This is a genomic window from Azospirillum sp. VT-I1, assembly GCF_055698305.1.
In genome coordinates, this window is sequence record NZ_CP168800.1 from 2,388,029 (window position 1) to 2,413,229 (window position 25,201).

Sequence of the window (25,201 nt, forward strand, 5' to 3'; positions counted from 1 at the left end):
CACGCCCGAGACAGTGCATTGTTGCAGGGCTATCCTGCCGCGAAAGGCCTCCGACAGGCGGGGCGGTTGCGTGCAGGTGGTGTGGTTATGGAGTTCGTCGTCCTACTGCTGATCTTCGGCTTCATCACCCACCGGCTGGACCGGCGGCTGAAGGCGCAGGAGGCGGAGATCGCCACGCTGCGCGGCCGGTTGGACAAGGCATTGGCCGGCGCCGCCCCTCTGCAGGCATCCCCGTCCGTCGAGGCGGAGGCCGCGGCGACGGAGGAACCGCCGCCGCAGGAGGCCGCCGAACCCGTCCTTGCCGCCGAGGCCGCTCCCCCGCCGGACGAGATCCCGCCGCCTGCGGCACCGGAACCCGCCGCCCCGCCGCGGGCGGGCTGGCGCGAGCTGGAGGAATCGCTGGCTTCGCGCTGGCTGATCTGGCTCGGCGGCGGCACCATGGCGCTGGCCGCGGCCTTCTTCATCAAGCTGTCGGTGGAGCATGGCTGGCTCGGGCCCGGCGTGCGGGTGGCGCTTGGGCTGCTCGCCGGTTTCGGCCTGATGGTGGGCGGCGAATGGCTGCGCCGCCGTCCGGCCCAGCGCGCCGTCGCGGCGCTCCGCCCCGATTACGTGCCGCCGGCCCTGACCGCCGCCGGCCTGTTCACCGCCTTCGCCAGCGTCTATGGCGGCTTCGCCCTGTTCGACCTGTTCGCTCCGCTGGTCGCCTTCGCGCTGCTGGCGGCCTTGTCGCTGGTCGGCATCGGGCTGTCGCTGCTGCAGGGGCCGTTCATCGCTGCGCTGGGGCTGCTGGCCGGCTATGTCACCCCGCTTCTGATACCGTCCGACAATCCGGACGCCTGGGGCCTGTTCGCCTATCTGCTGGCGCTGAACGGGGCCGGCATGGCGGTGGTGCTCTATCGCCGCTGGCGCTGGCTCGGCTGGGGGGCGCTGGCCGGTGCGGCGCTCTGGCCGCTGGTGTGGATGATCGACCCGTGGAGCCGCGGCGACGCGCTGCCGACCGGCCTCTACCTGCTGCTGACCTCCGCCCTGTTCCTGGTTCCGGCCGTGCTCGGCGTGGTTCCCGGAACCGCGGAGGACCGGCTGGCTGAGCCGGCGCCCGCCACCGGCTGGCGCAGGGCGCTGCCCGACTGGATCCGGCGCAAGCAGCGCCATCCCGCCGACCGGCTGGCGATGATGGCGATGCGGCTGTTCGGCCTGCTGGTCGCCGCCGTCACCTGGCGCGCCGGGCATGACGCGGTGTCGCTGACCGTGCTGACCCTGTTCGCGCTTCTCGCCATGGCCGCCGGCCGGCGGACCGAGCGGATCGCCGGCGTCGCCTGGATCGCCGCATTGACCGTGCTGCTGTCGCTGGCGCCCTGGAGCCTGCCCTATGTCCCGTCCAGCCCGCCGCCGCTGACTGCAGAGGGGCAGCCGCTGATCGTCGCCGACCCGGCCGGCTACCCGGCGGCGGTCACGCGCTTCCTGTGGGTGGCGGGCGGCTTCGCGGCGCTGTTCGGCATCGGCGGTTTCGCCGCCCTGTGGGGCGCCCGGCGGGCGGCGCTGTGGGCCTCCCTGTCGGCGCTGGTGCCGCTCGCGCTGCTGACGCTGGCCTATGCCCTGGTGACGCCGCCGGAGACCGCCATCGGCTGGCCGGCCGCGGCGCTGGGGCTGGCGGCCCTGCTGGTCGCCGGCACCACGCCGCTGGCCCGCCACCGCCACCGGCCGGGAGCCGCGCTGGGCCTCGCCGCCTTCGCCGCCGGGGCGAGCGGCGCCATCGCGCTCGGTGCCACCATGACCCTGCAGGAGGCATGGCTGACCGTGGCGCTGGCGATGCAGGTGCCGGTGCTGGCATGGCTGGAGCGGCGGATGACCCTGCGCGAGTTGCGCGGCGTCGCCCTGCTGGTGGCCGTCGCCGTGCTGGTGCGGCTGGCGATCAACCCCTATGTGCTGGATTACGAGGGCTATGCCTGGATCGCCTACGGCTATGGCCTGCCGGCGCTGGGCTTCCTGGTGGCGGCGCGCCTGATGCGGACGGCGCCTGACGGGAGAGGCGACGATCTGGTGGTGATGGTGCTGGAGGCCGGCGCCCTGATCTTCACCACCCTGATGCTGTCGCTGGGCATCCATCGCTGGATGGCCGGCAGCCTGGAGGCGGAACCGTCCGGCCTGACGGAGGTGGCGCTGCACACCCTGTCCTGGCTGGGGCTTGCCCTGCTGCTGGCCGCCGACCGGCGGTGGAGCGCGCGGCCGGTGGCGGTGTGGGGCCGGCGCCTGCTGGTCCTGCTGGCCGCCGCGACCGCCTTCTTCCTGCATCTGCTGGCGCTGAACCCGCTGTGGAGCTTCGAATGGGTCGGCACCTGGCCGGTGGTCAACCGGCTGCTTCTGGCCTATGGCGCGCCGGCCGTCCTGCTGCTGCTCTATCTCTGGTACGACCCGCCGCCGTCGCGCAGCCTGCGGAGCGCCGCGCCGGTCCTGCCGATGCTGCTGATCGCCACCAACCTTGCGCTGGAGATCCGCCGCGCCTTCCAGGGGCCGATCCTGAACGGCTACGAGACCTCGGACGCCGAATGGTACGCCTATTCGGTCGGCTTCCTGCTGTTCGCGGTGGCGATGCTGGTGGCGGGCATCCGTTTCGGCTGGGGCTGGATGCGCCATGCCGGGCTGGTGCTGGTGCTGGCGGTGGTCGCCAAGGTGTTCCTCAGCGACATGTCGGACCTGGAGGGGATGTATCGCGTCGCCTCCTTCCTCGGCCTCGGCGTCTCGCTGGTCGGCATCGGCTGGCTGTACCAGCGGCTTCTGCGCCCCCCGCCGCCGGTACCCCGCCGCAGCCGAAGCCGGAACCGCCTTCCTCTGCCGACGATCTGCCCACGGATGATCTGTTGGACCAACGGACTCGTTGACAGGCCGGGCTGGGAACGCTCCCATACGGTGAAGGATGGGCCGGGACTGAACCCGGCCCCCGCCACCGGAGGAGCAGCGCCAGATGGACCGCGAGACGCACGGCAACGCCTATCCCATCCTTCCCGACGGCGAGGAGGGCTTCACCGTCGAGGCGGCGCGGATGAAGTTCGGTCCCGGCATGCTGGCCGAGCTGGGCGGTGACGCGCTGTCGCTGGGCATGACGCGGGTGGCGCTGTTCACCGACCCGCGGGTTGCTGCAACCGCACCCTTCGCGATGGCGCTGGAGTCGCTGAAGCGGGCGGGCGTCGATCCGGTGGTCTATGACCGCTGCCGGGTGGAGCCGAGCAGCGCCTCCTTCCTCGACGCCGCCGATTTCGCGCGGGATGGCGGCTTCGACGGCTATGTCTCCATCGGCGGCGGATCGGTGATCGACACCGCCAAGGCGGCGAATCTCTACGCGACCTACCCGGCCGACTTCCTCGCCTACGTCAACAAGCCGCTGGGGGAGGGCATCCCGGTGCCCGGCCCGGTCAAGCCGCACATCGCCTGCCCGACCACCTGCGGCACCGGCAGCGAGACCACCGGCGTGGCGATCTTCGACCATGTGGAAAAGCAGGTGAAGACCGGCATCTCGTCGCGCTTCCTGCGGCCGAGCCTCGCCGTCGTCGATCCGCGCACCATCGACAGCCTGCCGCCCGGCGCCATCGCCGCCACCGGCTTCGACGTGCTGACCCACGCCATCGAGAGCCACACCGCGCGCCCCTTCCGCTCGCGCCCGCGCCCTGAGTCGCCGACGGCCCGCCCGCCCTACCAGGGCGCCAACCCGTGGTCGGACATCGGCAGCCTGCAGGCGATCCGGCTGGGCGGGCAATGGCTGGAACGGGCGGTCAACGACCCCGACTGCGCCGAGGCCCGCGACGCCCTGATGTTCGCGGCGACGCTGGCGGGTCTCGCCTTCGGCAACGCTGGCGTCCACATCCCGCACGCCATGTCCTATTCGGTGGCGGGGATGAACCACAGCTTCACCGCGACGGGCTACGAGACGGTGGACCCGATGGTGCCGCACGGCATCTCGGTGGTCCTGAACGCCCCCGCCGCCTTCCGCTTCACCGGCTCCGCCGCGCCGGAAGCCCATCTGCGCGCCGCCGAGGCGCTGGGGGCGGACATGCGCGGCGCTGTGCCGGAGGATGGCGGCGAGCTGCTGGCGACCCGGCTGATTGGGATGATGCGGGCAACCGGGTTGCCGAATGGCTTGTCGGCGCTGGGCTATGGCGAGGCCGACATTCCGGGGCTGGTCAAGGGTGCCGCCGCCCAGCAACGCCTGCTGACCATCGCCCCCCGCCCGGTGTCGGAGGACGACCTGCGCGGGCTGTACGCGGATGCGATGCGCTACTGGTGAGGGGCGGGGTCCAAATGATTTTTGAGGTTAGTAACGACGGTAATTGTGGCAAGCACCACACGGATCACGGCAAGATTTTTGTTCGTATTGGCGATGCGATCAGATAAGTTTAGCTCGGTGAACACTTCAAGTGCGGCTTCATGGGAGACAATTGCCTGCTCGGCAGCGTCCATGTCATGAGTCAAGGCGGCCAAAGTTTGCAGGCACTGGCCGATATTGTTCTTTATCTCAGCCCACGCGAGGGGCGCGCGGTCACGGGTTACCTCAAGTAAAGCGTTCCGGTATGCGGCCAGTGCTTGTCGCAATTGTGAAATGTTGCCCTCATATGTTCCGAGGCTTTGGAGTGCGTTTCCTAGATTGTTTTGAGTGCTGGCCCATTTAAGGGGCGCTTTGTCGCGGGACTGTTCAAGCAAGGCATTTTCAAAAGCACCCACAGCCTCCTGTAACTGCCCAATATTCTCATCACGCTTTCCGAGGGTGGTTAGGACACTCCCAAGGTTACTCTGTGTTATGGCCCAGTCGTGAGGAGCGCGCTTGCGGGTGATTTCGAGCAAGGCATTGGCGTAGGCGTCCGCAGATCGTCGTAATAATGAGTTATCACCTTCTTGTTTTCCAAGAATCTGGAGTGAATTTCCAAGGTTGTTCTGTATTTTTGCCCAAAGTAGCGGATCGTGATCGCGAGAAATTCCATGCAGCGCTTTATCGTATATATTTATGGCTTCTAATATCCGTGCATTGTTCTTCTCGTATTTCCCAAGCTCTAGTAGAGTGCCGGCCAGATTGTTTAAAGTTCCGGCCCAATCGAGGGGGGCGTGGTCGCGGGTGATTTCGGATAGGGCGTTAGAATAAGCATCTACAGCCTCCTGCAATTTGGTAGAGTTCCCTTGACGTTTCCCGAGGATTGAAAGGGAAGATCCGAGACTGTTCTGAATGCGCGTCCAAAGAGCAGGGTAATTATTGCGTGGCGGTAGAGCTTCGCGGTAACGAGCAATCGCGGCATACAGGGCGCTGTTGTTGCCCCGTTCCTCCCCATATTGTTGAAGGCAATCAGCGGAGTCAGCGAGGTAGCTGGTACGCTGCTCTATGTCTCCAACGGGCAAGAGGTTTGCGGCGGCGAGAAGATGGTCAGCGGCGGTTCGGTAATCCAAGCGCATGGCGCTTAGGACGGCACGCGCGGCGCGAATAGCAGCTTGGCGGCGGGCAACTTCGTGGGAATCGGCCTGTGGCTTGGCGGGTGCAGCGCCTTGTTCTTCTTCGAAGGAGGCAAGGAGTTCCTCTGCGCAGTTGTATTGGCCATTTACAACGGCAGCGCGAGCGTTTGCGAGAACAGGATGGTCATCCGATTCTGTTGCCTGCTCCAGCGCGATGAGACGGTCCACTATCTCGCGGTATTGCAGGGCGATGGTGGTCAGTTTGGCAGTGAGCTGTTCGGGGGGAACCGGTTCATGCCGCACGATGGTGAAGAAAGAGGTCAGCGCCTCCCGGCTGATCGTGCCGAACTGGTCGGCGGCGGCGATGGCCTTCGCTTCGGAGCTTTGGGACAGGTCGCGCACGCCCGCGAAGATGGCGGCGATCTGCTCCGGCGTCAGGCCAATGTTGATAGTGATGGTGTTACCGGTCATCGTTTCGCCGGTGCTTGCGCTGACGTGGATACCGCCAGTCCGGTCCGGTGCGGGCGCCTTGGACTTGCGCTGCCAAAGCCAGCCACCCGCACCGCCCGTGAGCGTCAGAACGGACAGCACTGCGGACAGGGCTCCCGCATTCTGCTCGGCATTGAGCCATGCCCAGATCGTTCCGGCGAATATGGAAAGCGTATCGGTCATGTCAGCGCGCAGTCAGGGGGAGGATTGCGCGCATTGTGTCATGTGAGTGGAGCGTCCCGCAAGCGAGGCGTGTTGCGTGCGTGCAGGCGCGCTGACAAACGCCCTCTCCCGTCCCGGGAGAGGGAGGGGACCCACGAAGTGGGGAGGGTGAGGGGTAGGGCAAGGAACCCGAACCGCACGGCTTCGTGCCTAACCCCTCACCCTTCCCACCGCTTTGCGGCGGGCCCCTTCCCTCTCCCGGGGCGGGAGAGGGAGACAGCCGTATTTTCCGTGAAACGTTGCCCGGAACACCACGCCGTTATAGGAATAACAACCTATGCCCGTGCGGAGTCCCCATGTCCCCCGTTGCCTGGTCTTCCTCCCTGTTCACCGTTCCCCTCCGCCCTCGCGCGGCCGGCGTTGAACAGGTGAACAGGGCCCGGAAAACCGTTTCACGGTGTTTCAAACGTTCCATCCACCCCCGCGAAACCGGGGTGCCAACCTCAGAACTGTTCCTCGCTCAGCGCCATCACCGTGTTGCGAGCGCTGGCGATGGTCGGCAGCAGGGCGGGGGCGGTCGCCAACACCTGCTCGGCGTAGAAGCGCGCGACGATCAGCTTGCTTTCCAGGAAGGAGGCGTTGGCGCCCGGCTGGCGCATGCCCTCCATCGCCTTCATCGCCGAACGCGCCAGCATCCAGCCGCCGGCCACACTGCCCCACAGCTTCAGATACGCCACCGCACCGGCCGCGGCCCCCTGCAGGTCGCCCTCCGCCTGGGTGGCGACCATCCAGTCGATGGCCTTGTCCAGCGCGTCCAGACCGGCCGACAGCTCGGTCCGGATCACCGCGAGGTCGTCGCCGGGGGCCGCACCCAGCTCCTCCACCGTCGCCCGCATGTCGGCGACGAAGGCCCGGGCAGCCGCACCCTTGTCGCGGCCGGTCTTGCGGAAGGTCAGGTCGTTGCCGTGGATGCCGTTGGTGCCCTCATAGATCGGGGTGATGCGGGCGTCGCGGTAATGCTGGGCCGCACCCGTCTCCTCGATGAAGCCCATGCCGCCATGGATCTGCACGCCGGTGGACGCTACCTCGCAGCCGATGTCGGTCGACCATGCCTTGACGATGGGGGTCAGCACATCGACCCGCGCCGTGGCGGCAGCGCGCACCGCCGGATCCTCGTGGTGGCGGGAGATGTCCAACTGCGTGCCGGCATAGAGCGCCAGCGCCCGCGCCGCCTCCGTCTTGGCGCGCATGTCCAGCAGCATGCGGCGCACGTCGGGATGCTTGATGATGGCGACGCCGGAGCCCTTGGGATCGGCCAGATCCTTGCTCTGCACGCGGCTCCGGGCGTAGTCGCGGGCCTGCTGGTAGGCGCGCTCGGCAATCGCCACGCCCTGGATGCCGACGCCGAGCCGGGCGTTGTTCATCATGGTGAACATGTATTCGATGCCGCGGTTCTCCTCGCCGACGAGATAGCCGATGGCGCCCTCGTCGTCGCCATAGGCCATGACAGCGGTCGGGCTGGCCATGATGCCCAGCTTGTGCTCCAGGCTGGCGCAGCGCAGGTCGTTGCGCTTACCCGGCGTGCCGTCGGGGTTGGGCAGGAACTTCGGCACGATGAACAGGCTGATGCCCTTGATGCCGGCCGGGGCGTCGGGCAGGCGGGCCAGAACCAGATGGACGATGTTCTCCGTCAGGTCATGCTCGCCATAGGTGATGAAGATCTTCTGGCCGGTGATGCGATAGCTGCCGTCGCCGGCCCGCACCGCCTTGGTCCGCACCGCGGCAAGGTCGCTGCCCGCCTGCGGTTCGGTCAGGTTCATCGTCCCGGTCCATTCACCGGAGATCATCTTCGACAGATAGACCGCCTTCTGCTCGTCGCTCGCATGCTCGGTCAGCAGGTCGACGGCACCCTGGGTCAGCAGCGGGCACAGGCCGAAGGACAGGTTGGCGGCCTGCCACATCTCGTTCACCGCGAAGGCGACGGTCCAGGGCAGGCCCTGCCCGCCATAGTCCGGCTCGAAGGGCAGGCTGTTCCAGCCGGCCTCGGTGAACTGGCCGTAGGCCTCCTTCCAGCCGGTGGCGGTGCGGACGACGCCGTTCTCCAGCTTCGCCCCTTCCTTGTCGCCCACCCGGTTCAGCGGGGCGAGCACGCCGGAGGCGAATTTGCCGGCTTCCTCCAGGATGGCGTCGACCAGATCGGGGGCGGCGCTGTCGCAATGGGGCAGGGCGGCGATGGCGTCGAGGCCCACCACCTCGTTCAGGACGAAGCGCAGATCGTCGACCGGAGCGGTGTAGGTCATGGCGGGGCGGTTCTCCCAGGGAAAGATTGTTTGGTTTACCTATAGGTTAACATACAGCATCGAATGGCGCTTGGCGAGAGGGCGGGATGCCGCGTCGGAAAAGGCTAGGCCCGCCATGCGGCCGCATCAAGCCTCCAGCCGATTGGCACGGCGTCTGCCTGATTGGCACGGCGTCTGCATAGCTGTGTCCGCCTCCCATCGGGGCCTTCACACGGGGATCGACCCATGACCTACGCATCCGCCCTCGGCAATCCCAGCGACACCGCCGCCCAGCAGGCCCGCGCATCCCGCGGCCCGGCCAATGTGGAGGCTGCCGTCCGCAATGCCAGCGCCAGGACGGGGGTCGATTTTTCCTACCTCATGGAAAAAGCTGCCGTGGAGAGCGGCTATCGCACGGACATAAAGTCCTCCTCCTCGTCGGCGACCGGGCTCTACCAGTTCATCGACAGCACATGGCTGCAGACGATGAAGGAGCATGGCGCCGACCACGGCTATGGCAAATACGCCAACGCCATCCAGACCCGCAGCGACGGCCGCCCCTATGTCGCCGATCCGGAGATGAAGAAGGAGATCCTGGAGCTGCGCAAGGATCCGACCGCGTCGGCCCTGATGGCGGCGGAATACACCCGCGGTAACAAGGAGTATCTGGAGGAGACCGTGCGCGGCAGGATCGGCTCGACCGAGCTGTACATGGCCCATTTCCTGGGGGCCGGCGGTGCCTCGAAGTTCCTGAATGCGATGCAGGAGAATCCCGGCCGAACCGCCCGCGACGTCTTCCCCGAGGCGGCGGCGGCCAACAAGAACGTCTTCTACGACAAGGCCACCGGCAAGGCGAAGACGCTGAAGGAGATCTACGACCGCTTCGCCACCAAATTCTCGGAGAACCCGCTGGCCAGCTTCGCCCCGGCCCAGGCGGCGACCGACGCGGTGCGCAAGCAGGACATGCCGGACGGCTTCACCACCCAGGTGCCGATGGCCCCGGCCAAGTCGCTGAACGGCACGCCGCTGTCGATCTATCAGGTGCTGGCGCTGAACGCGCTGGAGACGCCGGACGAGGTCGACAGCATCAGCGGCCGTCCGGCCCGCCTGCGCGACAAGGAGAACCGCCGCATGCGCGAGGAGCCGGTGCGGACCGACCAGACCGCGGGCAACGGCGTCGCCATGGGCTTCGGCCTGGGGCTCGGCCGGATCGTCGGGTCGGAATCGGCGACGCCGGTCGCCGCCGCCAGCGCGGGCGCCGCCGGAACGGATGCCGTCACCAAGGCAGCCTGAGCGGGGCTGCCCGGCGGCCGGAGGGGCAAAATGCCCTACGCTGGCGCTTTGACTTGACGGCCGGATGGGTGCAAGGTCGCGCCGTTTTTGGCGCTCACCCCTCAGGACCGATCATGAGCAACCAGCAGCCCGCCGTCACCTTCGAGGAAATCCGCGCGCTCGTGCGCAACCTGCCCGGCCCCGACCTGGAGGCCGGCACCGCGGCCCTCCAGCGCGAACGGCAGCTGACCAAGCCGGCGGGCTCGCTCGGCCGGCTGGAGGAGATCGCGCAGTGGATGGCGACCTGGCAGGGCGAGCACCCGGCCGATGTCCGCCGCCCGCGCGTCGCCGTCTTCGCCGGCAACCACGGCGTGGCCGCCCGCGGCGTCTCGGCCTTCCCGGCCGAGGTGACGGCGCAGATGGTCGCCAACTTCCAGAACGGCGGCGCCGCGGTCAACCAGTTGTGCGAGGTGGCCGACGCCGACCTGCGCGTCTACGAGCTGGACCTGGAGAACCCGACCGCCGACTTCACCCAGGGCCCGGCCATGGGCGAGGAGGAATGCTGCCGCACCATGGCCTACGGCATGATGGCGGTGGAGATGGGCGTCCAGCTGCTGGCGCTGGGCGAGATGGGCATCGCCAACTCGACCTCGGCCGCGGCGATGTGCCTCGCCATGTTCGGCGGCGAGGCGGCCGACTGGACCGGCCGCGGCACCGGCATCGACGACGCCGGGCTGGCTCGCAAGATCGCCGCGGTGGAGGCCGGTGTCGCCGCCAACCCGCAGGCCAAGGACGACCCGTTCGAGGCGCTGCGCTGCCTCGGCGGCTATGAGTTCGCCGCCATCGCCGGCGCCATCCTGGCCGCCCGCGTCGCCCGCGTGCCGGTTCTGCTCGACGGCTTCGCCTGTACCGCCGCCGCCGCCGTGCTCTACAAGGCCGACCGCCGCGCGCTCGACCACTGCATGGTCGCCCACCGCTCGGTCGAGCCGGGCCACACCCGCCTGATGCAGGCCATCGGCAAGGAGCCGCTGCTGGACCTGGGCATGCGCCTGGGCGAGGGCTCCGGTGCGGCGCTGGCGATCAACATCGTGAAGTCCGCCGTCGCCTGCCACGCCGGCATGGCGACCTTCGCCGACGCGGGCGTCAGCACGCAGGGGTGATGGGGGGGTGGGAAGTTAAACCCCCACCTAACCTCCCCCGCTGGGCGGGGAGGGACTGCCGCCTCTCTCCCGATAAAGCGCTTGTCCCCTCCCCCGCCCAGCGGGGAGGGTTAGGGTGGGGGCAATTCAGCAGGACCTCACAACATCCCGTCCGCCAGATCGCTGATCGCCGCCGACAGGAACAGGTCCAGCATCACCAGCGCCGCGGCGGCCAGCCCCGACAGCGACAGGGCGGTGCGCAGCACGAACCACTGGTAGGTCAGCATCGCCATCATCACGCCGAAGACCAGCGCCTCGGACACTCCCGACGGCAGCAGGCCGCTGGCCGACAGCACGATGGCCGGCAGGTAGATCGCCATCTGCACCACCGCCGACCAGTTGTAGGCGGTCAGCGCGCCGGGATAGAGCTGCTCCTTGCCCATCAGCGCCGAAATGCGGAACAGGGCGAGCGGGAAGGCCGTCCAGCTGACGACATAGGCGATGCCCTCCACCGTCACCAGCTGCAGCACCGGGGTGCCGTCCAGCCGGTCCCACAGCCGGATCGCCAGAAGCAGCGCATAGGCCGGCAGCACCACAAGCGCCGCGTAGAAGGAGTTCAGCGCCCCTTCCGGCGTGCGGTCGAAGAACTCCATCCCCGTCCGGTCGAAGCGGGCCAGCCGCCAGGCGCCGGTCAGCGCGGACAGGATGGCGGGGGTGGTCAGCGGCATCATGATGTCCCGGTTGGAGGACTCACCCGGCAAGGCGCGTGAACACGCCCTTCAGGATGGCCTCGTAGATGTCCGTCAGCCGGCGAAGATCCTCCACCGAGCAATATTCGTCGACCTTGTGCATGGTCTGGCCGACCAGCCCGAACTCCACCACCGGGCAGACATTCTTGATGAAGCGGGCGTCCGATGTGCCGCCGGTGGTCGAGTATTCCGGACGGCGCCCGGTCACCCCCTCCACCGCCTCTGCCACCAGTTCGGTCAGCGGACCGGGCGGGGTGACGAAGCTGTCGCCGGAGCAGTAGACCTCCAGCTCATAGGCGCCGCCGACCGCATCGAAGGTCCGGCGCAGCCACGCCTCGATGCCGGCCGGGGTGTGGGCGTCGTTGAAGCGGATGTTGAAGGTCGCCTTGCCCTGCGCCGGGATGACGTTGGTCGCCGTGTTGTCGACGTCGATGGTGGTCAGCGCCAGGGTGGAGGGCTGGAAATGCGCCGTGCCCTCGTCCATCGGGTGTTCGGTGATGGCGGCCAGCATGCGGACCAGCCGCGGCAGCGGGTTGTCGGCCAGATGGGGATAGGCGACATGGCCTTGCGCGCCGAAAACGGTCAGGAAGCCGGTCAGGCTGCCGCGCCGGCCGATCTTGATCATGTCGCCCAGGGCCTTGGGGTTGGTCGGCTCCCCCACCACGCAGGCGTCGATGCGCTCGCCGCGCTCGGCCATCCAGTCCAGGACCTTGCGAGTGCCGTTGATCGCCACCCCTTCCTCGTCGCCGGTGATGAGCAGGCTGATCGAGCCGGCGGGTGGGCCGTCCTGCAGCCGGCGGGACACGGCGGCGACGAAGGCGGCGATGGCGCCCTTCATGTCGACCGCACCGCGGCCGAACAGGCGCCCGCCCATCACCTCGCCGGCGAAGGGATCGACCGTCCAGCCCTTGTCCCCCGGCGGCACCACGTCGGTGTGGCCGGCGAAGCAGAAATTGGGGCCGCCGGTGCCGAGCCGCGCATAGAGGTTCTCCACCGGCTCCGTGCCCTCCTGCTGGAAGCGCAGGCGGTGGCAGGTGAAGCCCATCGGCGCCAGCGCCGCCTCCAGCACGCCCAGCGCACCATCGTCGCGCGGGGTGACGCTGGGGCAGCGGATCAGGTCCTGGGCGAGGGCGACGGGGTCGATGGTCATGCGGATCTTTTCCAACCGGCTCGGCCTCCGCCGGTCGTCATCCCCGCGAAGGCGGGGATCCAGGTGCAGGGGCCGGAGTGCTGTATGCGACGCCTGGACCCCCGCCTTCGCGGGGGTGACGGTGGAACGGCTGTCGGATCAATCCCGCAGCAGGTCGTTGATCGCGGTCTTCGAGCGGGTCTTCTCGTCGACGCGCTTGATGATGACGCAGCAGTACAGGCTCGGGCCCGGGGTGCCGTCCGGCAGCGGCTTGCCGGGCAGGGAGCCGGGGACGACGACCGAATAGGCCGGCACGCGGCCCATGAAGACCTCGCCGGTGTGGCGGTCGATGATCTTGGTCGAGGCGCCGATGTAGCAGCCCATGGAGATGACCGCACCTTCCTCGACGATCACGCCCTCGACGATCTCCGAGCGCGCGCCGATGAAGCAGTTGTCCTCGATGATGACCGGGTCGGCCTGCAGCGGCTCCAGCACGCCGCCGATGCCGACGCCGCCCGACAGGTGGACGTTCTTGCCGATCTGGGCGCAGGAACCGACGGTGACCCAGGTGTCGACCATGGTGCCGCTGTCGACATAGGCGCCGACATTGACGAAGCTCGGCATCAGGATGACGCCGGGGGCGACGTAGGACGACTTGCGGGCGATGGCGCCGGGCAGGGCGCGGAAGCCGGCGTTCTGGAACTGGCCTTCGCTCCATCCCTCGAACTTCGGCGGCACCTTGTCGTACCAGGAGGAGCCGCCGGGGCCGCCGGGGATCATCTCGTTGGCGTTCAGGCGGAAGGACAGCAGCACCGCCTTCTTCAGCCACTGGTTGACCTTCCAGCCGTCGGCGGTCTTCTCCGCGACGCGCAGGTCGCCGGCGTCCAGCGCGTCCAGCGCCGCATTCACGGCGTCGCGGACGGGGCCGGTGGTGGCGGTGGTGAGATCGGCGCGGTTTTCCCAGGCGGCGTCGATGGTGGCTTGCAGGCTGGCGTGGCTCATGGCGCGGTCGTTCTGCTGTCGATTGTCCAAGGGACGGCACCATGGAGCCGCATCGCGCCCGCTGTCAACCGTACCCGCGGCCGGCAATGGCCGGTTTGCGACAAAGCCCTATGCGCCCGCCACCGCCGCCAGCCAGGAGGGCAGGTCGTCCACGGTGTGGTCGATGTGGACCCCGGCGCCGACGCCGGCCTTCTCGTACTCCTGCTCGCCGCGGACCCAGACCGTGGTCATGCCCAGCGCGTGCGCAGGGGCGAGGTTGCGGGCGATGTCCTCCACCATGCAGGCGTCGGCGGGGTTCACGCCGTGGCGTTCCACCAGCGTGGCATAGGGGCGGGGGTCCGGCTTCGGCACATAGCCGGCAGCGGTGATGTCGAACACCGCTTCGAACCGGTCGATGATGCCGAGGCGGCCGGCGACGTTCTCCGCATGGCGGACCGAGCCGTTGGTGTAGATGATCTTGCGGCCGGGAAGCCGGTCGAGCGCGTCCGCCAGCTGGGCCGACGGCTGGACGCCGGTGACGTCGATGTCGTGGACATAGTCCATGTAGGCCACGGGATCGACGTCGTGCTCGCTCATCAGGCCGCGCAGCGTGGTGCCGTAGTCGCGGAAGAACTGCTTCTGCCGCACCCTGGCCTCGTCCATGCCGATGTTGAAATGCGCGGCGATGAACTCGTTGATCCGGCGGTCGACCTGGGCGAACAGGTTGCAGGACGCCGGATAGAGCGTGTTGTCGAGGTCGAAGATCCACACCGCGCGGTCCCGCAGCGCGGCGGGAAGCTTGGTGGCGGGGGCGGGCGCCGGTGCGGCGGGAGAGGTCGGGACGGTCATTCCCGAAGAATGGGGCCGGGGGCGGCCGGCCGCAAGCCGCTTCACAAGGTCGCAGCCGCATGCTGCTCCCTTCCGCCGTCCGGCGCCATGGGGAGTCGTCCTCCTCGTTGGTTGATTGAAGATTAACCCCTAAAGGGGTAGCATGGGCGGAAGTCTGCAACCTTTGCAGTCTATAGTTTTGCCTGCCTCGTGTTTTTCCGCCCGCCTTGTGGACTGCCCATCTGGGATCGCCGTGGACCTCCTCCTGACCACCGGTACCTCCGCCCCCGACTCCGCCCCCGCCGGCGGCCAGACCGGTCCCGCGACTCTGGTCGCGCTGTATCCCGGACCGGCCCTGCGGCTGGATGCGGCGCTGGCCGTCGCCGAAGCGAATGCGGAGGCGGAGGACATGATGGACAGCGATCCGCGCTGGCTGCCCGATCTCCGCGGCTGGCTGTCGGCCTCCAGCGTGGCTCCGGGGCTGCGGTCGGTGCCGGTGGAGTCGCTGCGCGGGATCATGATCGTCGAATGGGCCGGCGTGCCGCTGCCGGACGGCGGTTTCCTGTTGCTGGGCCGCGACGACACGCTGGAGCGCCAGCTGCGCCACACGCTGACCGAGTCGCGCCGCCGCTACAAGGATCTGGTGGAGGTCTCCTCCGACTTCGCGTGGGAGACGGGTCCCGACGGCACCTTCGTCTTCGTCAGCCACAAGGGCGCATTGGGTTATCCGGCCGACGCGCTGATCGGCCGCGACCCGCGCAGCCTCGCGTTGGAGGAGGCGGAAGACCTGCCGATGCCCTTCGACTGCCGCCGCCCGGTCGACCAGACGGAGCTTTGGCTGAAGGGCGCCGACGGCACGCCGGCCTGCATCGTGGCCTCGGCCTTGCCGCTGTTCGGACCGCAGGGCGACTGGATCGGCGCCCGCGGCGTCTGCCGCGACGTGACGGAGCAGGTGCTGCGCTCCAACGAGCTGGCGCGCATCCGGAACCGCGAAAGGCTGCTGGGCCATATCGTCCATACCCTGCGCGACCGTCTGGACGCTGCGGAGGCGCTGGCGGTGGCGGCGACCGAGACGGCGCGGGCGCTCAGCGCCGACGGCTGCCGCATCTACCGGGCGGAGGAGGGGAGTGGAGAGGGCGGCCGCGTCTCCCTGTCGCTGGTGGCGGAATTCGGGGCGGAGTTGCCCGAGGTCGGCACCGCCCTGCTCGACCGCATTGCCAACGGTGAAGGGCTGGTGGCCGACCGGTTGGGCAAGGTCCAGCTGATCGGCGAGCGGACGGAGTACCGGCAGGATGTGAACGGCGCGCTGCTGGTCTGGCGCGCCGGCGATTCGGAGCCATGGGACGACGACGACCGCCAGCTGATGTCGGGCGTGGCCGACCATATCGGCATCGCCCATGCCCATCTCGCCTACCAGGAGCGGCTGCGCCGCCTGTCGGAGCGCGACGGGCTGACCGGCCTGTTCAACCGCCGCACCTTCTTCGAGCGGCTGGAGGAATCGATCTCGCGGCCGGACAGCGGGCCGTCGGCCCTGCTCTATGTCGACCTCGACAACTTCAAGGCGGTCAACGACCTGCACGGCCACCAGCAGGGCGACACGGTGCTGAAGGCCATCGGCACGCTGCTGACCACCGGGGTGCGGCCGGGCGACCTGCCGGGGCGCCTCGGCGGCGACGAGTTCGTCCTGTGGCTGGGCCGCACCGACGAGGCGAAGGCCCGCGTCGTCGCTGAACGGCTGCTGCGGGGAATGCGCGATCTGGCCCACCTGTCGGCCAGCCACGAGAAGCCGCTGGGCCTGTCGATCGGCATCGCCGTCCACAGCCCAGGCCGCGGTGAAACGGTGCGGGAGTTGACCGACCGCGCCGACGCCGCCATGTACGACGCCAAGAAGAGCGGCAAGGGCCATTACGCCCTGGCCCCCGCCTATCAGGCGGCCCCCGAGGTGTCTTCTTCCGACGTTCCCGCCGCGGAGCCCGCACCGTGACCCCGCCTGCCACACAGCGTCCCGAAACGCTCGACCCCGCCGACTACGAATCCGCCAAGCGGATGGTGCAGAGCGAGGATCCGGCGGTCCGCCGGAAGGTCGCCGAACATCCCAAGACCAGGCCGGAGCTGCTGTATTTCCTCGCCGCCGACGCGGCGGCGGAGGTGCGGCGCGCCATCGCCACCAATGCAGGCACCCCGCGTCAGGCCGACCTGCTGCTGGCCAAGGACCGCGAGGTCATGGTGCGGCAGGCGGTGGCTCAGAAGATCGCCCGCCTGCTGCCCGAACTGTCGGCCGATCAGGCGATCCAGATCGAGCGGCTGACGGTGGAATGCCTGGAGACGCTGGCCCGTGATCAGGCGACGGAGGTGCGCGGCATCCTGGCCGAAGCGCTGAAGGACCTGCCCAACGCCCCGCACGGCGTCATCAACCGGCTGGCCCGCGACGTGGAGTTGTCGGTCTGCGGCCCGGTGCTGCAGCATTCGCCGATCCTCACCGAAGAGGATCTGACCGACATCATCATGAAGGGGCCGGTGCGGGGCGCGATGACCGCCATCGCCAGCCGGCAGAACGTCACGGCGTCGGTCGCCGACGCCATCGCCCGGTCGGACGACGAGGCGGCGGTGACGGCGCTGCTCGGCAACCCGTCGGCCCAGATCCGCGAGGAGACGCTCGACCGCATCCTCGATCAGGCGCCGCAGCACGAGCCCTGGCATTCGCCGCTGGTCCGCCGTCCGCGCCTGCCGGCGCGCGCGGTGGCGCGGCTGGCCAGCTTCGTCGCCGACAATCTGCTGAAGGTCCTGCAGGACCGCGACGACCTCGACCCCGCCGCCGCCCGCGGTCTGGTGGAGGCGGTGCGCCGGCGGGTGGGGCAGGCGGCCGGCACCGGGCCCGGCCTGCCGCTCGGCCCGGTCGATTTCGGCGAGGAGGCGGTCGGCGGTGCGGCCGCCGGGCCGGAAAAGCCGGTGGAACGTCCCAGCGACAAGGCGGCGCGCCTGAACAAGGAAGGCAAGCTCACCGAGAAGCTGATCGAAGGGGCGATGGTGGAGGGCGACCGCGCCTTCGTCATGGCGGCGCTGGCGGAGCTGTCTCAGATCGAGTTGGCGGTGGTCGACCGCATCGTCGCCACCCATGCGCCGCGCGCCGTCACCGCCCTGGTGTGGCGCGCCGGGCTGACCATGCGCTTCGCCCGGCAGGTCCAGCTGCGGCTCGCCCAAATTCCGCCGAAAACGGCGCTTAATGCTCGCGACGGCACGCACTATCCGATGACCGATGAAGAGATGCGCTGGCAGCTCGAATTCTTCGGCGTCGAGGCGAAGGCGTGACGTTCCGCTCCCTTTCCGGTTCTTGCTCGTATGCGTGTCGCCTTCCTCGCCTTCTTCGTCATCCTGATCGCCGCCGCCACCAGCTTCGCCGCCCCGCCGCGCGAAACGCCGGAGGAGCGGGCGGTCGCCGCCACCTTCGATGCGGCGCGGGCCGCGCTGTCCGAACAGCGTGGATCGGCGGTGATCCCGCTGCTCACCCGCAATTCGGTCAAGACGCTGGAGTCGGTGCGCGATGCCGCCCGCCAGCCCGGCGATGCGCCGCTGCAGCGGCTGGAGCCGGCGGAGCGTTTCGCCGCCATGGGGCTGCGCCGCTATCTCACGCCGGCCGAACTGCGCCGCATGTCGGTCGGCGACATCGCCAACCATGGGCTGAAGGCCGGCTGGCTCGGCCCCAACGTCATCTCCCGCAGTTCGCTGGGGCCGGTGCGGGTGAAGGGCGACCGTGCCTCTGGCCTGCTGATGGTCGACAACCGGCCGGCGCTGGTTCCTGCCGATTTCGTGCGCGAAGGCGGGGCATGGCGCATCGACCTCGCCAGCGTCTTCACCTTCGGCAGCCAGATGCTGAAGGGCTTTGCCGCCATGTCCGGCAAGGACGAGACCGCCTACATCGACGATCTGCTGAACAGGCTGCCGGCCAAGCCGGGGACGATGAAGACGCGCTGAACGGAAAGCGGATACCCCGTCCGGCCGCGTCCATCCGCGCGATTGCGGCGACTCCAGCAATTGCGTAGAGTCGCGCCCGCTTCCACCAAGTGTTGGCGCCGACGATGACCGCACCGGAAGAGACCAGTCCGTCACCAGCCCCCGGCCGGGCCGTGCCCTGCGGCGCCCGCTTCCATGCCGCCGTTCTGGAGCTTGCCGCCGCGCGTGGGGTCGGGGTGCCGATGCTTTTGACCGCCGCCCTGCTGCTGGCGCCGGAGGGAGCCGCCGATCCGGGCCCGCGGGATGCCGACGGGGAAGCGGTTCTCGAGGTGGGGGAAACCGACGCTCCCGACGCCGTGATCCGCAAAGCGCTTTCCGCCGCACTGGCGCTGGCCGATCCCGGTGCCCGCATCCTGCCGGGCGAGGATGTCCGCCGGCTGGAGGCGGCGGTGGAGACGCTGGGCTACCGCAACAAGACGCTGGCCCATGCGCTGCGCCGGCTGTCCTTCCAGCCGCTAGACGGCCGCATCACCGAGGTGCGCGATGCCGCGCAGCTGTTCGGCTTCGTCAACGAATGGTGTTTCGACGAGGATCAGGTGCGGCGGCGCTTCCGCGAACTGGCGCCGGTCTATCACCCGGATACCGGGATCGTCGCCTGCCGCGAGCGGATGGGCCAGCTCATCGATGCCCGCAACCTGCTGGTCCACCATGTCCGCAGCGTCTACGGTTCCGGCGACTGGATGGCGAGACGGGGCGGACCGTCCGCCTGAGCCGGCCTCGATCCCGATTCAGCCCTCCAGCCCGATCGCCTCCTCGACGATCGCCTGGTCCAGCGTGGCGCCGTCCAGGACCGCGCCGGTCAGGTCCGCCCCGGTCAGGTCGGCTTCGCTGAGATCGGCCCCGGACAGGTCGGCGCCCGCCAGGTTGGCGCCGGCGAGGTTCGCCTTGCGCAGGTCGGCCTTGCACAGCAGCGCCATGCCCAGCCGGGCGCGCTGCAGGTTGGCGCGCCAGATGTGGCCGCTCATGGTCTGTATATGGACGGGACCGAGCTGGGCCCCGGTCAGGTTGGCGCCGGTCAGGGTGGCCCGCTCGAAATTCACGCCGCGCAGGTCGGCGTTCGACAGGTCGGCCTTGCGCAGGTCGGCCAGCGACAGGTCGGCTATCGCCATCGCCGCACCGGCTAGCGTGGCGCCGCGCAAAGCGATGCATTGCAGGATCGCCGCCGACAGGTTGATGCCGTCCAGCTTCCGCCCCGACAGATCGAGCGCAGACAGGTCGGCGCGCTTGCCCGCCTTGCCACCGCTGTCGATCCAGGACAGATGCTCCATCAGCATCTCGCGCAGGTCGTCTTCCGGGTTTTCCAGCGTCTTCGCCAGAACCGCCGCCTGGATGTTGGGCGAGCGCAGCTGGGCCGCGTCCAGGATGGCGCCGATCAGGGTGGCGCCGCTGAAGTTGGTCCGGTTGATGGCGCAGCCGGTCATCACCGCCCCCGACAGCCGGGCGCCCGACAGGTTCGCCTCCGTCAGGTCGGCATCGGTCAGGTCGCAGCCGGTCAGGTTGGAGCCGGTCAGGTTGGCGCGCATGAACTTGGTGCCGCGCAGGATGGCGTCGGTCAGGTCGGTCTGCATGACGAAGGCGTTGGCGACCTTGGCCCGCGACAGGTCGGCGCCGCGGATGGTCGCCGCCGTCAGCTCCGACGTCAGGACGCTGTCCTCATACTGGTGGGCGAACATCTCGCCGCTGGAATCATAGTGCAGCAGGGTGCCGTCGCGCAGGTCCACCTCGACCAGCGTGGCCTCGCTCAGCACAGCGCCGCGCAGGCAGGCGCCGCGCAGGTCGGCCCGCCGCAGGTCGGCCTTCTCCAGGTTGGCCAGCCGCAGGTCCGCGGCATAGAGGTTGGCGTTGGCGAGGTTGGCGTTGGTCAGCCGCGCGCTGAACAGCTTGGCGCCCGACAGGTCGGCGTCCGACAGATCGATGCCGGAGAGATCGAGATGCGATAGGTCGCGCATCTTCAGGTTGGCGCGCACGCCGCCCGGCTGGCTCTTGCGGAAAGCCTGGTGTCGCAACAGGATCGCGTTCAGCTGGCTCTGGGTCAGCTTGGTTCGCGGGCTGTTGGAACCAAAGCCCTGGGCGGACGACATCGCCGGGTTACCTTCTCTATTTGGTTACTCACAATGCGCAAGAGTCGCCAAAAAATCGTTAAGGCTCGAAGATTTGTGACAAGTGTCGGACGGATAACCGGTCTGCGGCAAGGACGACCTTCGGCCGACGGTGCAAGGCTCCTTCAAACGGTTGACTCGGGGTGCCGGCTTCTCTATGGTCCGCCGACCTGTCTTCCGCAAAGCCGATAGACCGGGTACCCCGGCCACATGCCGGGTATCTCCGCCAGTCCGCGAGTGTCGCGCACTGGCGCTTTCGTGCTTGTGCGGGTGGCGGCCCTGACGCTGGACCCGGAACTGGGGAACGAGTATCGCATGTTCGAAGGCCTGACCGGACGCCTGGGCGACATCTTCGACAAGCTGCGCCGCCGCGGCGCGCTGACCGAGGAGGACGTCTCCGCAGCACTGCGCGAAGTTCGCGTGGCGTTGCTGGAGGCTGACGTCGCTCTGCCCGTCGTCAAGCAGTTCGTCACCCAGGTGAAGGAACGCGCCGTCGGGCAGGAGGTGCTGAAGTCCGTCACCCCCGGCCAGCAGGTCATCAAGATCGTCCACGACAACCTCGTGGAGATGCTGGGCGAAGGCGCCGACATCAACCTGAACGCCGCCGCCCCGGTGCCGATCCTGATGGTCGGCCTGCAGGGCTCGGGCAAGACCACCAGCACCGCCAAGATCGCGCTCCGCCTGAAGACGAAGGAGCGCAAGAAGGTCCTGATGGCCTCGCTGGACGTCCGCCGTCCGGCCGCCCAGGAGCAGCTGAAGGTTCTCGGCGAGCAGACCGGCGTCGCCACGCTGCCCATCGTTCCGGGCCAGGACCCGGTCGCCATCGCCAGGCGCGCCATCGAGACGGGCCGTCTCGAAGGCTATGACGTCGTCATGCTCGACACCGCCGGCCGCCTCGCCATCGACGAGGAGCTGATGGCAGAGGTCGCGGCCGTCCGCGACGCGACCAAGCCGGCGGAAACGCTGCTGGTCGCCGACGCGATGACCGGTCAGGACGCTGTCACCGTCGCCACCAATTTCAACGACAAGGTCGGCATCACCGGCATCGTGCTGACCCGCATCGACGGCGACGCGCGCGGCGGTGCCGCCCTGTCGATGCGCCAGATCACCGGCAAGCCGATCAAGCTGCTGGGTGTGGGCGAAAAGATCGACGCGCTGGAGCCCTTCCACCCCGACCGCATCGCCGGCCGCATCCTCGGCATGGGCGACGTGGTGTCGCTGGTGGAGAAGGCCGTCGAGACCATCGACAAGGACGAGGCCGAAAAGCTCGCCCGCAAGATGGAGAAGGGCCAGGGCTTCGACCTCGACGACATGGCGATGCAGCTGAAGCAGCTCCGCAAGATGGGCGGCATGTCCGGCCTGATGGGAATGCTGCCGGGCATCGGCAAGATCAAGGACCAGCTGAAGGACGCCAACGTCGACGACGGGATGATCAAGCGCCAGGAGGCGATCATCTCCTCGATGACCAAGGCGGAACGCAAGAACCCCGACATCATCAAGGCTTCGCGCCGCAAGCGCATCGCCGCCGGTTCCGGCACCTCGGTGCAGGAGGTCAACAAGCTGCTGAAGCAGTTCGAGACCATGCGCGGAATGATGAAGCAGGTGCAGAAGCTTGGGAAGAAGGGGATGCTGCGCGGCGGCCTCGGAAACCTGCTGCCGAAGGGACTCGGCGGCTTCGGCGGGAAGGGGCCTTTCGGCTGACCTGACCGCCAATCGAAATCACCTGATACCTGTTTGACTTGAGAAGAGAAAGTTTCGACCAATGGCTCTGAAGATTCGTCTGGCTCGCGGTGGTGCGAAGAAGCGTCCGTTCTACTCGATCGTCATCGCGGACGCCCGCAGCCCGCGTGACGGCCGCTTCATCGAGAAGATCGGCACCTACAACCCGATGCTGCCGCGCGAGCACGAGCAGCGCATCGTCCTGAACGCCGAGCGCGCCAAGCACTGGCTGTCGGTCGGTGCCCAGCCGACGGACCGCGTGGTCCTCTTCCTGGCCAACGCCGGCCTGGTCGAGAAGCCCGCCGTCCGCGAGACCCCGAAGAAGTCGGCTCCGAAGGCCAAGGCGCAGGAGCGTCTGAAGGCCGAGGCCGCCGCTGCCGCGGCCGCCGCCGAGGCGTAAGGCTGGTGCCTGAGGTTGGGGTCGTGACGACGTGCCGGGTGTTCCTCCGATGACCGCCAGAATCTGTGTCGGCCAGTTCGCGGGATCGCACGGCGTGCGGGGGCTGGTGAAGCTGCGCAGCTTCACCGCCGAACCCGCCGACATCATGACCTACGGCCCGCTGTCGGACGAAGCCGGCGCCCGCCGCTTCACGGTGACGCTCCAGGGCATGGTCAAGGACAACTTCCTGGCCAAGGTCGACGGGGTGACGAGCCGCGAACAGGCGCAGGCGCTGGCAGGCGTGCGGCTCTACGTGGACCGCGACGCCCTGCCGGCGACGGAGGACGAGGACGAGTTCTACCATGCCGACCTGATCGGCCTGCGGGCGGAACTCGCCGACGGAACCGTCTACGGCACGGTGAAGGCGATCTACGACTTCGGAGCCGGCGACGTGCTCGAGGTCAGGACCGCCGGCGGGCCGCTGGAGATGCTTCCCTTCTCCAAGGCCTGCGTGCCGGTGGTGGATGTCCGGGGCGGCCGCATCGTCGTCGATCTTCCGGCCGTGATCGAAGCCCGCGAGGGCTCCGAGGATGAGGCGTCCGAGGACGAGGCGGAAGACGGGGGTGAGGACGGAAGCGGGAAGGAGGGGCCGTGAACCACGGCGCCGAAGGCCCGCGGGTCTGGACCGCCAAGGTTCTGACGCTGTTCCCGGAAATGTTTCCGGGGCCGCTCGGCCACTCGCTGGCCGGCAAGGCGTTGGAAAATGGAGTCTGGGCGCTGGAATCGGTGGACATTCGCTCGTTCGCGCGCGATAAACACCGCTCCGTCGACGACACCCCCTTCGGCGGAGGGGCCGGCATGGTCATGCGGCCCGACGTGCTGGACGCGGCTTTGACCGCGACGGCGGGACCTGTGGGGGCACCGGGACGCGGCCGGGCGATCTATCTGTCGCCTCGCGGACGGGTGCTGGACCAGGAACTGGTCAAGGAGTTGGCCGCCACCCCGGTGGTGACGCTGCTCTGCGGCCGGTACGAAGGGGTGGACCAGCGGGTCCTCGATGCGCACGGCCTCGAAGAGGTCAGCCTCGGGGATTTCGTGCTGTCCGGCGGGGAACTCGCCGCGCTGAGCCTGATGGATGCCGTGGTGCGCTTGCTCCCCGGTGTCATGGGCAACGTGGAGACGGCGGGGGAAGAGAGTTTCGAACGGGGGTTGCTCGAATACCCCCACTACACCCGGCCGGCGGTCTGGACCGACGGGCAGGGTGTGGAGCGCGCGGTGCCGGAGGTTCTGCTGTCCGGTCACCACGGAAAGGTCAAGGCCTGGCGGCTGGCCGAGGCGGAGAAGATCACGGAGGCCCGACGGCCGGACCTGTGGTCGCTCTACCAGGCGAGCCGCCCGGCAGTAACTGTTACGAACAAGGGTCGACGGCAGGCTCGCCGGCGCGACCCGAAACCGGAGTGACGGTCCGCCGCGAGGCGCGCCGATAGAAAAGGGGTAGTGCTATGAACCTGTTGCAGCAGCTCGAGCAGGAGCAGATCGAGAAGGCCCTCGGCGGCAAGACGATCCCGGAGTTCTCGTCGGGCGACACCGTCCGCGTGAACGTGAAGGTCGTCGAAGGCACGCGCGAGCGTGTCCAGGCCTATGAGGGCGTCGTGATCGCCCGCAAGAACGCCGGTCTGAACAGCTCCTTCACCGTCCGCAAGATCAGCTACGGCGAGGGCGTGGAGCGCGTGTTCCCGCTGTACTCCCCGCGCATCGACTCGATCGAGCTGGTCCGCAAGGGCGCCGTCCGCCGCGCCAAGCTGTACTATCTGCGCGATCTGCGCGGCAAGGCCGCCCGCATCGCCGAGCGCACCACCGGCCGCGGCATGGTCAACGGTCGCAAGGCCGCCGAGTAAGGCGCCTTCCGGTCGTTTCCAGGTTCATAGGTTCGGCGCCCGGCCGTCAGGCTGGGCGTCTTCGTCCCGTCACCATCAGCAAAGCTTAAGGAGTAGGCGCCATGAAGCGCACGTTCCAGCCCTCCAAAATCGTGCGTAAGCGTCGTCATGGCTTCCGCGCCCGTATGGCCACCGTTGGCGGCCGCAAGGTGATCGCCCGCCGCCGCGCCCGCGGCCGCAAGGTTCTGAGCGCCTGATCCCCGCGATGGCGGCGCCGGACCACAAGGTCGGGCGCCTGATGCGGCGGCCGGAATTTCTGGCCGTGGCCGGGACACGGCGCAAGCATGTGGCTCCCGGCCTGATCCTCCAGGTGCGCCGGCACGACGACAAACAGCGGCCCGCCGATGGCGGTCCGCCGATCCGTCTCGGTCTGACGGCGAGCCGCAAGGTCGGCAACGCGGTGGTGCGTAATCGCGCCCGCCGCCGTTTGCGTGAGGCCGCGCGGCAGATTCTGCCCAAGCATGCCGCCCCCGGCCACGATTTCGTCCTGGTCGCGCGCGGCGACACGGCCGAGCGGCCGTGGACCGACCTGCTAGGCGACCTGACGGCCGGGCTGAAACGCCTCGGCCTTTGGCGCGAGGCGGAAGGGTAGGGGGCC

The 25,201-nt window shown here is 68.7% G+C and carries 22 protein-coding genes; 15 read left to right on the forward strand and 7 right to left on the reverse strand.

Translation table 11 applies throughout. The features are described 5' to 3' along the window. The first annotated feature begins 87 nt into the window (after positions 1-87). Complete coding sequence (locus AB8P05_RS11490; protein ID WP_472758030.1) at positions 88-3,081, forward strand: DUF2339 domain-containing protein; 2,994 nt, start codon at positions 88-90, stop codon at positions 3,079-3,081. Beyond that, positions 2,963-4,279, forward strand: coding sequence for a hydroxyacid-oxoacid transhydrogenase (locus AB8P05_RS11495; protein ID WP_472758031.1), 1,317 nt, complete (start codon positions 2,963-2,965; stop codon positions 4,277-4,279). The genes AB8P05_RS11490 and AB8P05_RS11495 overlap by 119 nt, the downstream gene beginning before the upstream one ends. Here the strand turns inward: AB8P05_RS11495 and AB8P05_RS11500 are convergent. After that, a complete protein-coding gene (locus AB8P05_RS11500; RefSeq protein ID WP_472758032.1) occupies positions 4,270-6,102 on the reverse strand; it encodes a tetratricopeptide repeat protein in 1,833 nt (610 codons plus the stop codon). The two genes, AB8P05_RS11495 and AB8P05_RS11500, sit on opposite strands and share 10 nt — an antisense overlap. A 482-nt stretch (positions 6,103-6,584) precedes the next feature. Next, the gene (locus AB8P05_RS11505; RefSeq protein ID WP_472758033.1) at positions 6,585-8,381 is read right to left on the reverse strand and encodes an acyl-CoA dehydrogenase; all 1,797 of its coding nucleotides are present in this window, start codon (positions 8,379-8,381) and stop codon (positions 6,585-6,587) included. Positions 8,382-8,606: 225 nt separating this feature from the next. Between AB8P05_RS11505 and AB8P05_RS11510 the strand changes: the two genes are divergently transcribed. Further along, positions 8,607-9,653, forward strand: a complete 1,047-nt coding sequence (locus tag AB8P05_RS11510; RefSeq protein WP_472758034.1) for a hypothetical protein — start codon at positions 8,607-8,609, stop codon at positions 9,651-9,653. A gap of 113 nt (positions 9,654-9,766) precedes the next feature. Beyond that, positions 9,767-10,792, forward strand: a complete 1,026-nt coding sequence (cobT, locus tag AB8P05_RS11515; protein ID WP_472758035.1) for a nicotinate-nucleotide--dimethylbenzimidazole phosphoribosyltransferase — start codon at positions 9,767-9,769, stop codon at positions 10,790-10,792. 137 nt (positions 10,793-10,929) lie between these two features. Here cobT and AB8P05_RS11520 read toward each other — a convergent pair whose 3' ends face one another. The 4 genes from AB8P05_RS11520 to AB8P05_RS11535 form a co-directional block, all read right to left on the reverse strand. Then, on the reverse strand, positions 10,930-11,502 hold the full coding sequence (locus tag AB8P05_RS11520; RefSeq protein ID WP_455170938.1) for a hypothetical protein: 573 nt from the start codon (positions 11,500-11,502) through the stop codon (positions 10,930-10,932). A 19-nt stretch (positions 11,503-11,521) separates the two neighbouring features. Beyond that, complete coding sequence (gene dapE / locus AB8P05_RS11525; protein WP_472758036.1) at positions 11,522-12,670, reverse strand: succinyl-diaminopimelate desuccinylase; 1,149 nt, start codon at positions 12,668-12,670, stop codon at positions 11,522-11,524. A 138-nt stretch (positions 12,671-12,808) separates the two neighbouring features. Next, on the reverse strand, positions 12,809-13,651 hold the full coding sequence (gene dapD / locus AB8P05_RS11530) for a 2,3,4,5-tetrahydropyridine-2,6-dicarboxylate N-succinyltransferase (RefSeq protein ID WP_109443751.1): 843 nt from the start codon (positions 13,649-13,651) through the stop codon (positions 12,809-12,811). Positions 13,652-13,759: 108 nt separating this feature from the next. Continuing rightward, entirely contained in the window at positions 13,760-14,479 is a 720-nt protein-coding gene (locus tag AB8P05_RS11535) for a pyrimidine 5'-nucleotidase (RefSeq protein WP_472758037.1), read from the reverse strand. 232 nt (positions 14,480-14,711) lie between these two features. Here AB8P05_RS11535 and AB8P05_RS11540 point away from each other — a divergent pair, with 232 nt between their 5' ends. The 4 genes from AB8P05_RS11540 (at position 14,712) to AB8P05_RS11555 (ending at position 19,179) form a co-directional block, all read left to right on the forward strand. After that, positions 14,712-16,442: a sensor domain-containing diguanylate cyclase gene (locus AB8P05_RS11540; protein WP_472758038.1), complete on the forward strand. Its 1,731-nt coding sequence runs from the start codon at positions 14,712-14,714 to the stop codon at positions 16,440-16,442. Further along, positions 16,439-17,767: a DUF2336 domain-containing protein gene (locus AB8P05_RS11545; protein WP_472758039.1), complete on the forward strand. Its 1,329-nt coding sequence runs from the start codon at positions 16,439-16,441 to the stop codon at positions 17,765-17,767. Before AB8P05_RS11540 ends, AB8P05_RS11545 begins: the two co-directional genes overlap by 4 nt. A gap of 30 nt (positions 17,768-17,797) precedes the next feature. Beyond that, positions 17,798-18,430: a hypothetical protein gene (locus AB8P05_RS11550; RefSeq protein WP_472758040.1), complete on the forward strand. Its 633-nt coding sequence runs from the start codon at positions 17,798-17,800 to the stop codon at positions 18,428-18,430. Between the two features lie 104 nt (positions 18,431-18,534). Further along, on the forward strand, positions 18,535-19,179 hold the full coding sequence (locus AB8P05_RS11555; RefSeq protein WP_472758041.1) for a hypothetical protein: 645 nt from the start codon (positions 18,535-18,537) through the stop codon (positions 19,177-19,179). An 18-nt stretch (positions 19,180-19,197) separates the two neighbouring features. Here the strand turns inward: AB8P05_RS11555 and AB8P05_RS11560 are convergent, their stop codons facing one another. After that, positions 19,198-20,550, reverse strand: coding sequence for a pentapeptide repeat-containing protein (locus tag AB8P05_RS11560; protein WP_472758042.1), 1,353 nt, complete (start codon positions 20,548-20,550; stop codon positions 19,198-19,200). Between the two features lie 333 nt (positions 20,551-20,883). Here AB8P05_RS11560 and ffh point away from each other — a divergent pair, with 333 nt between their 5' ends. From ffh to rnpA, 7 genes are all read left to right on the forward strand, one after another. Next, positions 20,884-22,269, forward strand: a complete 1,386-nt coding sequence (gene ffh / locus AB8P05_RS11565; protein WP_455173034.1) for a signal recognition particle protein — start codon at positions 20,884-20,886, stop codon at positions 22,267-22,269. Between the two features lie 61 nt (positions 22,270-22,330). Then, complete coding sequence (rpsP, locus tag AB8P05_RS11570; RefSeq protein ID WP_472758043.1) at positions 22,331-22,687, forward strand: 30S ribosomal protein S16; 357 nt, start codon at positions 22,331-22,333, stop codon at positions 22,685-22,687. 49 nt (positions 22,688-22,736) lie between these two features. Next, positions 22,737-23,321, forward strand: a complete 585-nt coding sequence (gene rimM, locus AB8P05_RS11575; protein WP_472758044.1) for a ribosome maturation factor RimM — start codon at positions 22,737-22,739, stop codon at positions 23,319-23,321. Between the two features lie 59 nt (positions 23,322-23,380). Continuing rightward, positions 23,381-24,127 (forward strand): tRNA (guanosine(37)-N1)-methyltransferase TrmD, encoded by a 747-nt coding sequence (gene trmD / locus AB8P05_RS11580; protein WP_472759340.1) that lies wholly within the window; start codon positions 23,381-23,383, stop codon positions 24,125-24,127. A 41-nt stretch (positions 24,128-24,168) separates the two neighbouring features. After that, a complete protein-coding gene (rplS, locus tag AB8P05_RS11585) occupies positions 24,169-24,564 on the forward strand; it encodes a 50S ribosomal protein L19 (protein WP_042704824.1) in 396 nt (131 codons plus the stop codon). A gap of 101 nt (positions 24,565-24,665) precedes the next feature. Further along, positions 24,666-24,800: a 50S ribosomal protein L34 gene (gene rpmH, locus AB8P05_RS11590; protein WP_012973146.1), complete on the forward strand. Its 135-nt coding sequence runs from the start codon at positions 24,666-24,668 to the stop codon at positions 24,798-24,800. 8 nt (positions 24,801-24,808) lie between these two features. Then, positions 24,809-25,195: a ribonuclease P protein component gene (rnpA, locus tag AB8P05_RS11595; protein WP_472758045.1), complete on the forward strand. Its 387-nt coding sequence runs from the start codon at positions 24,809-24,811 to the stop codon at positions 25,193-25,195. Positions 25,196-25,201 lie beyond the last annotated feature (6 nt).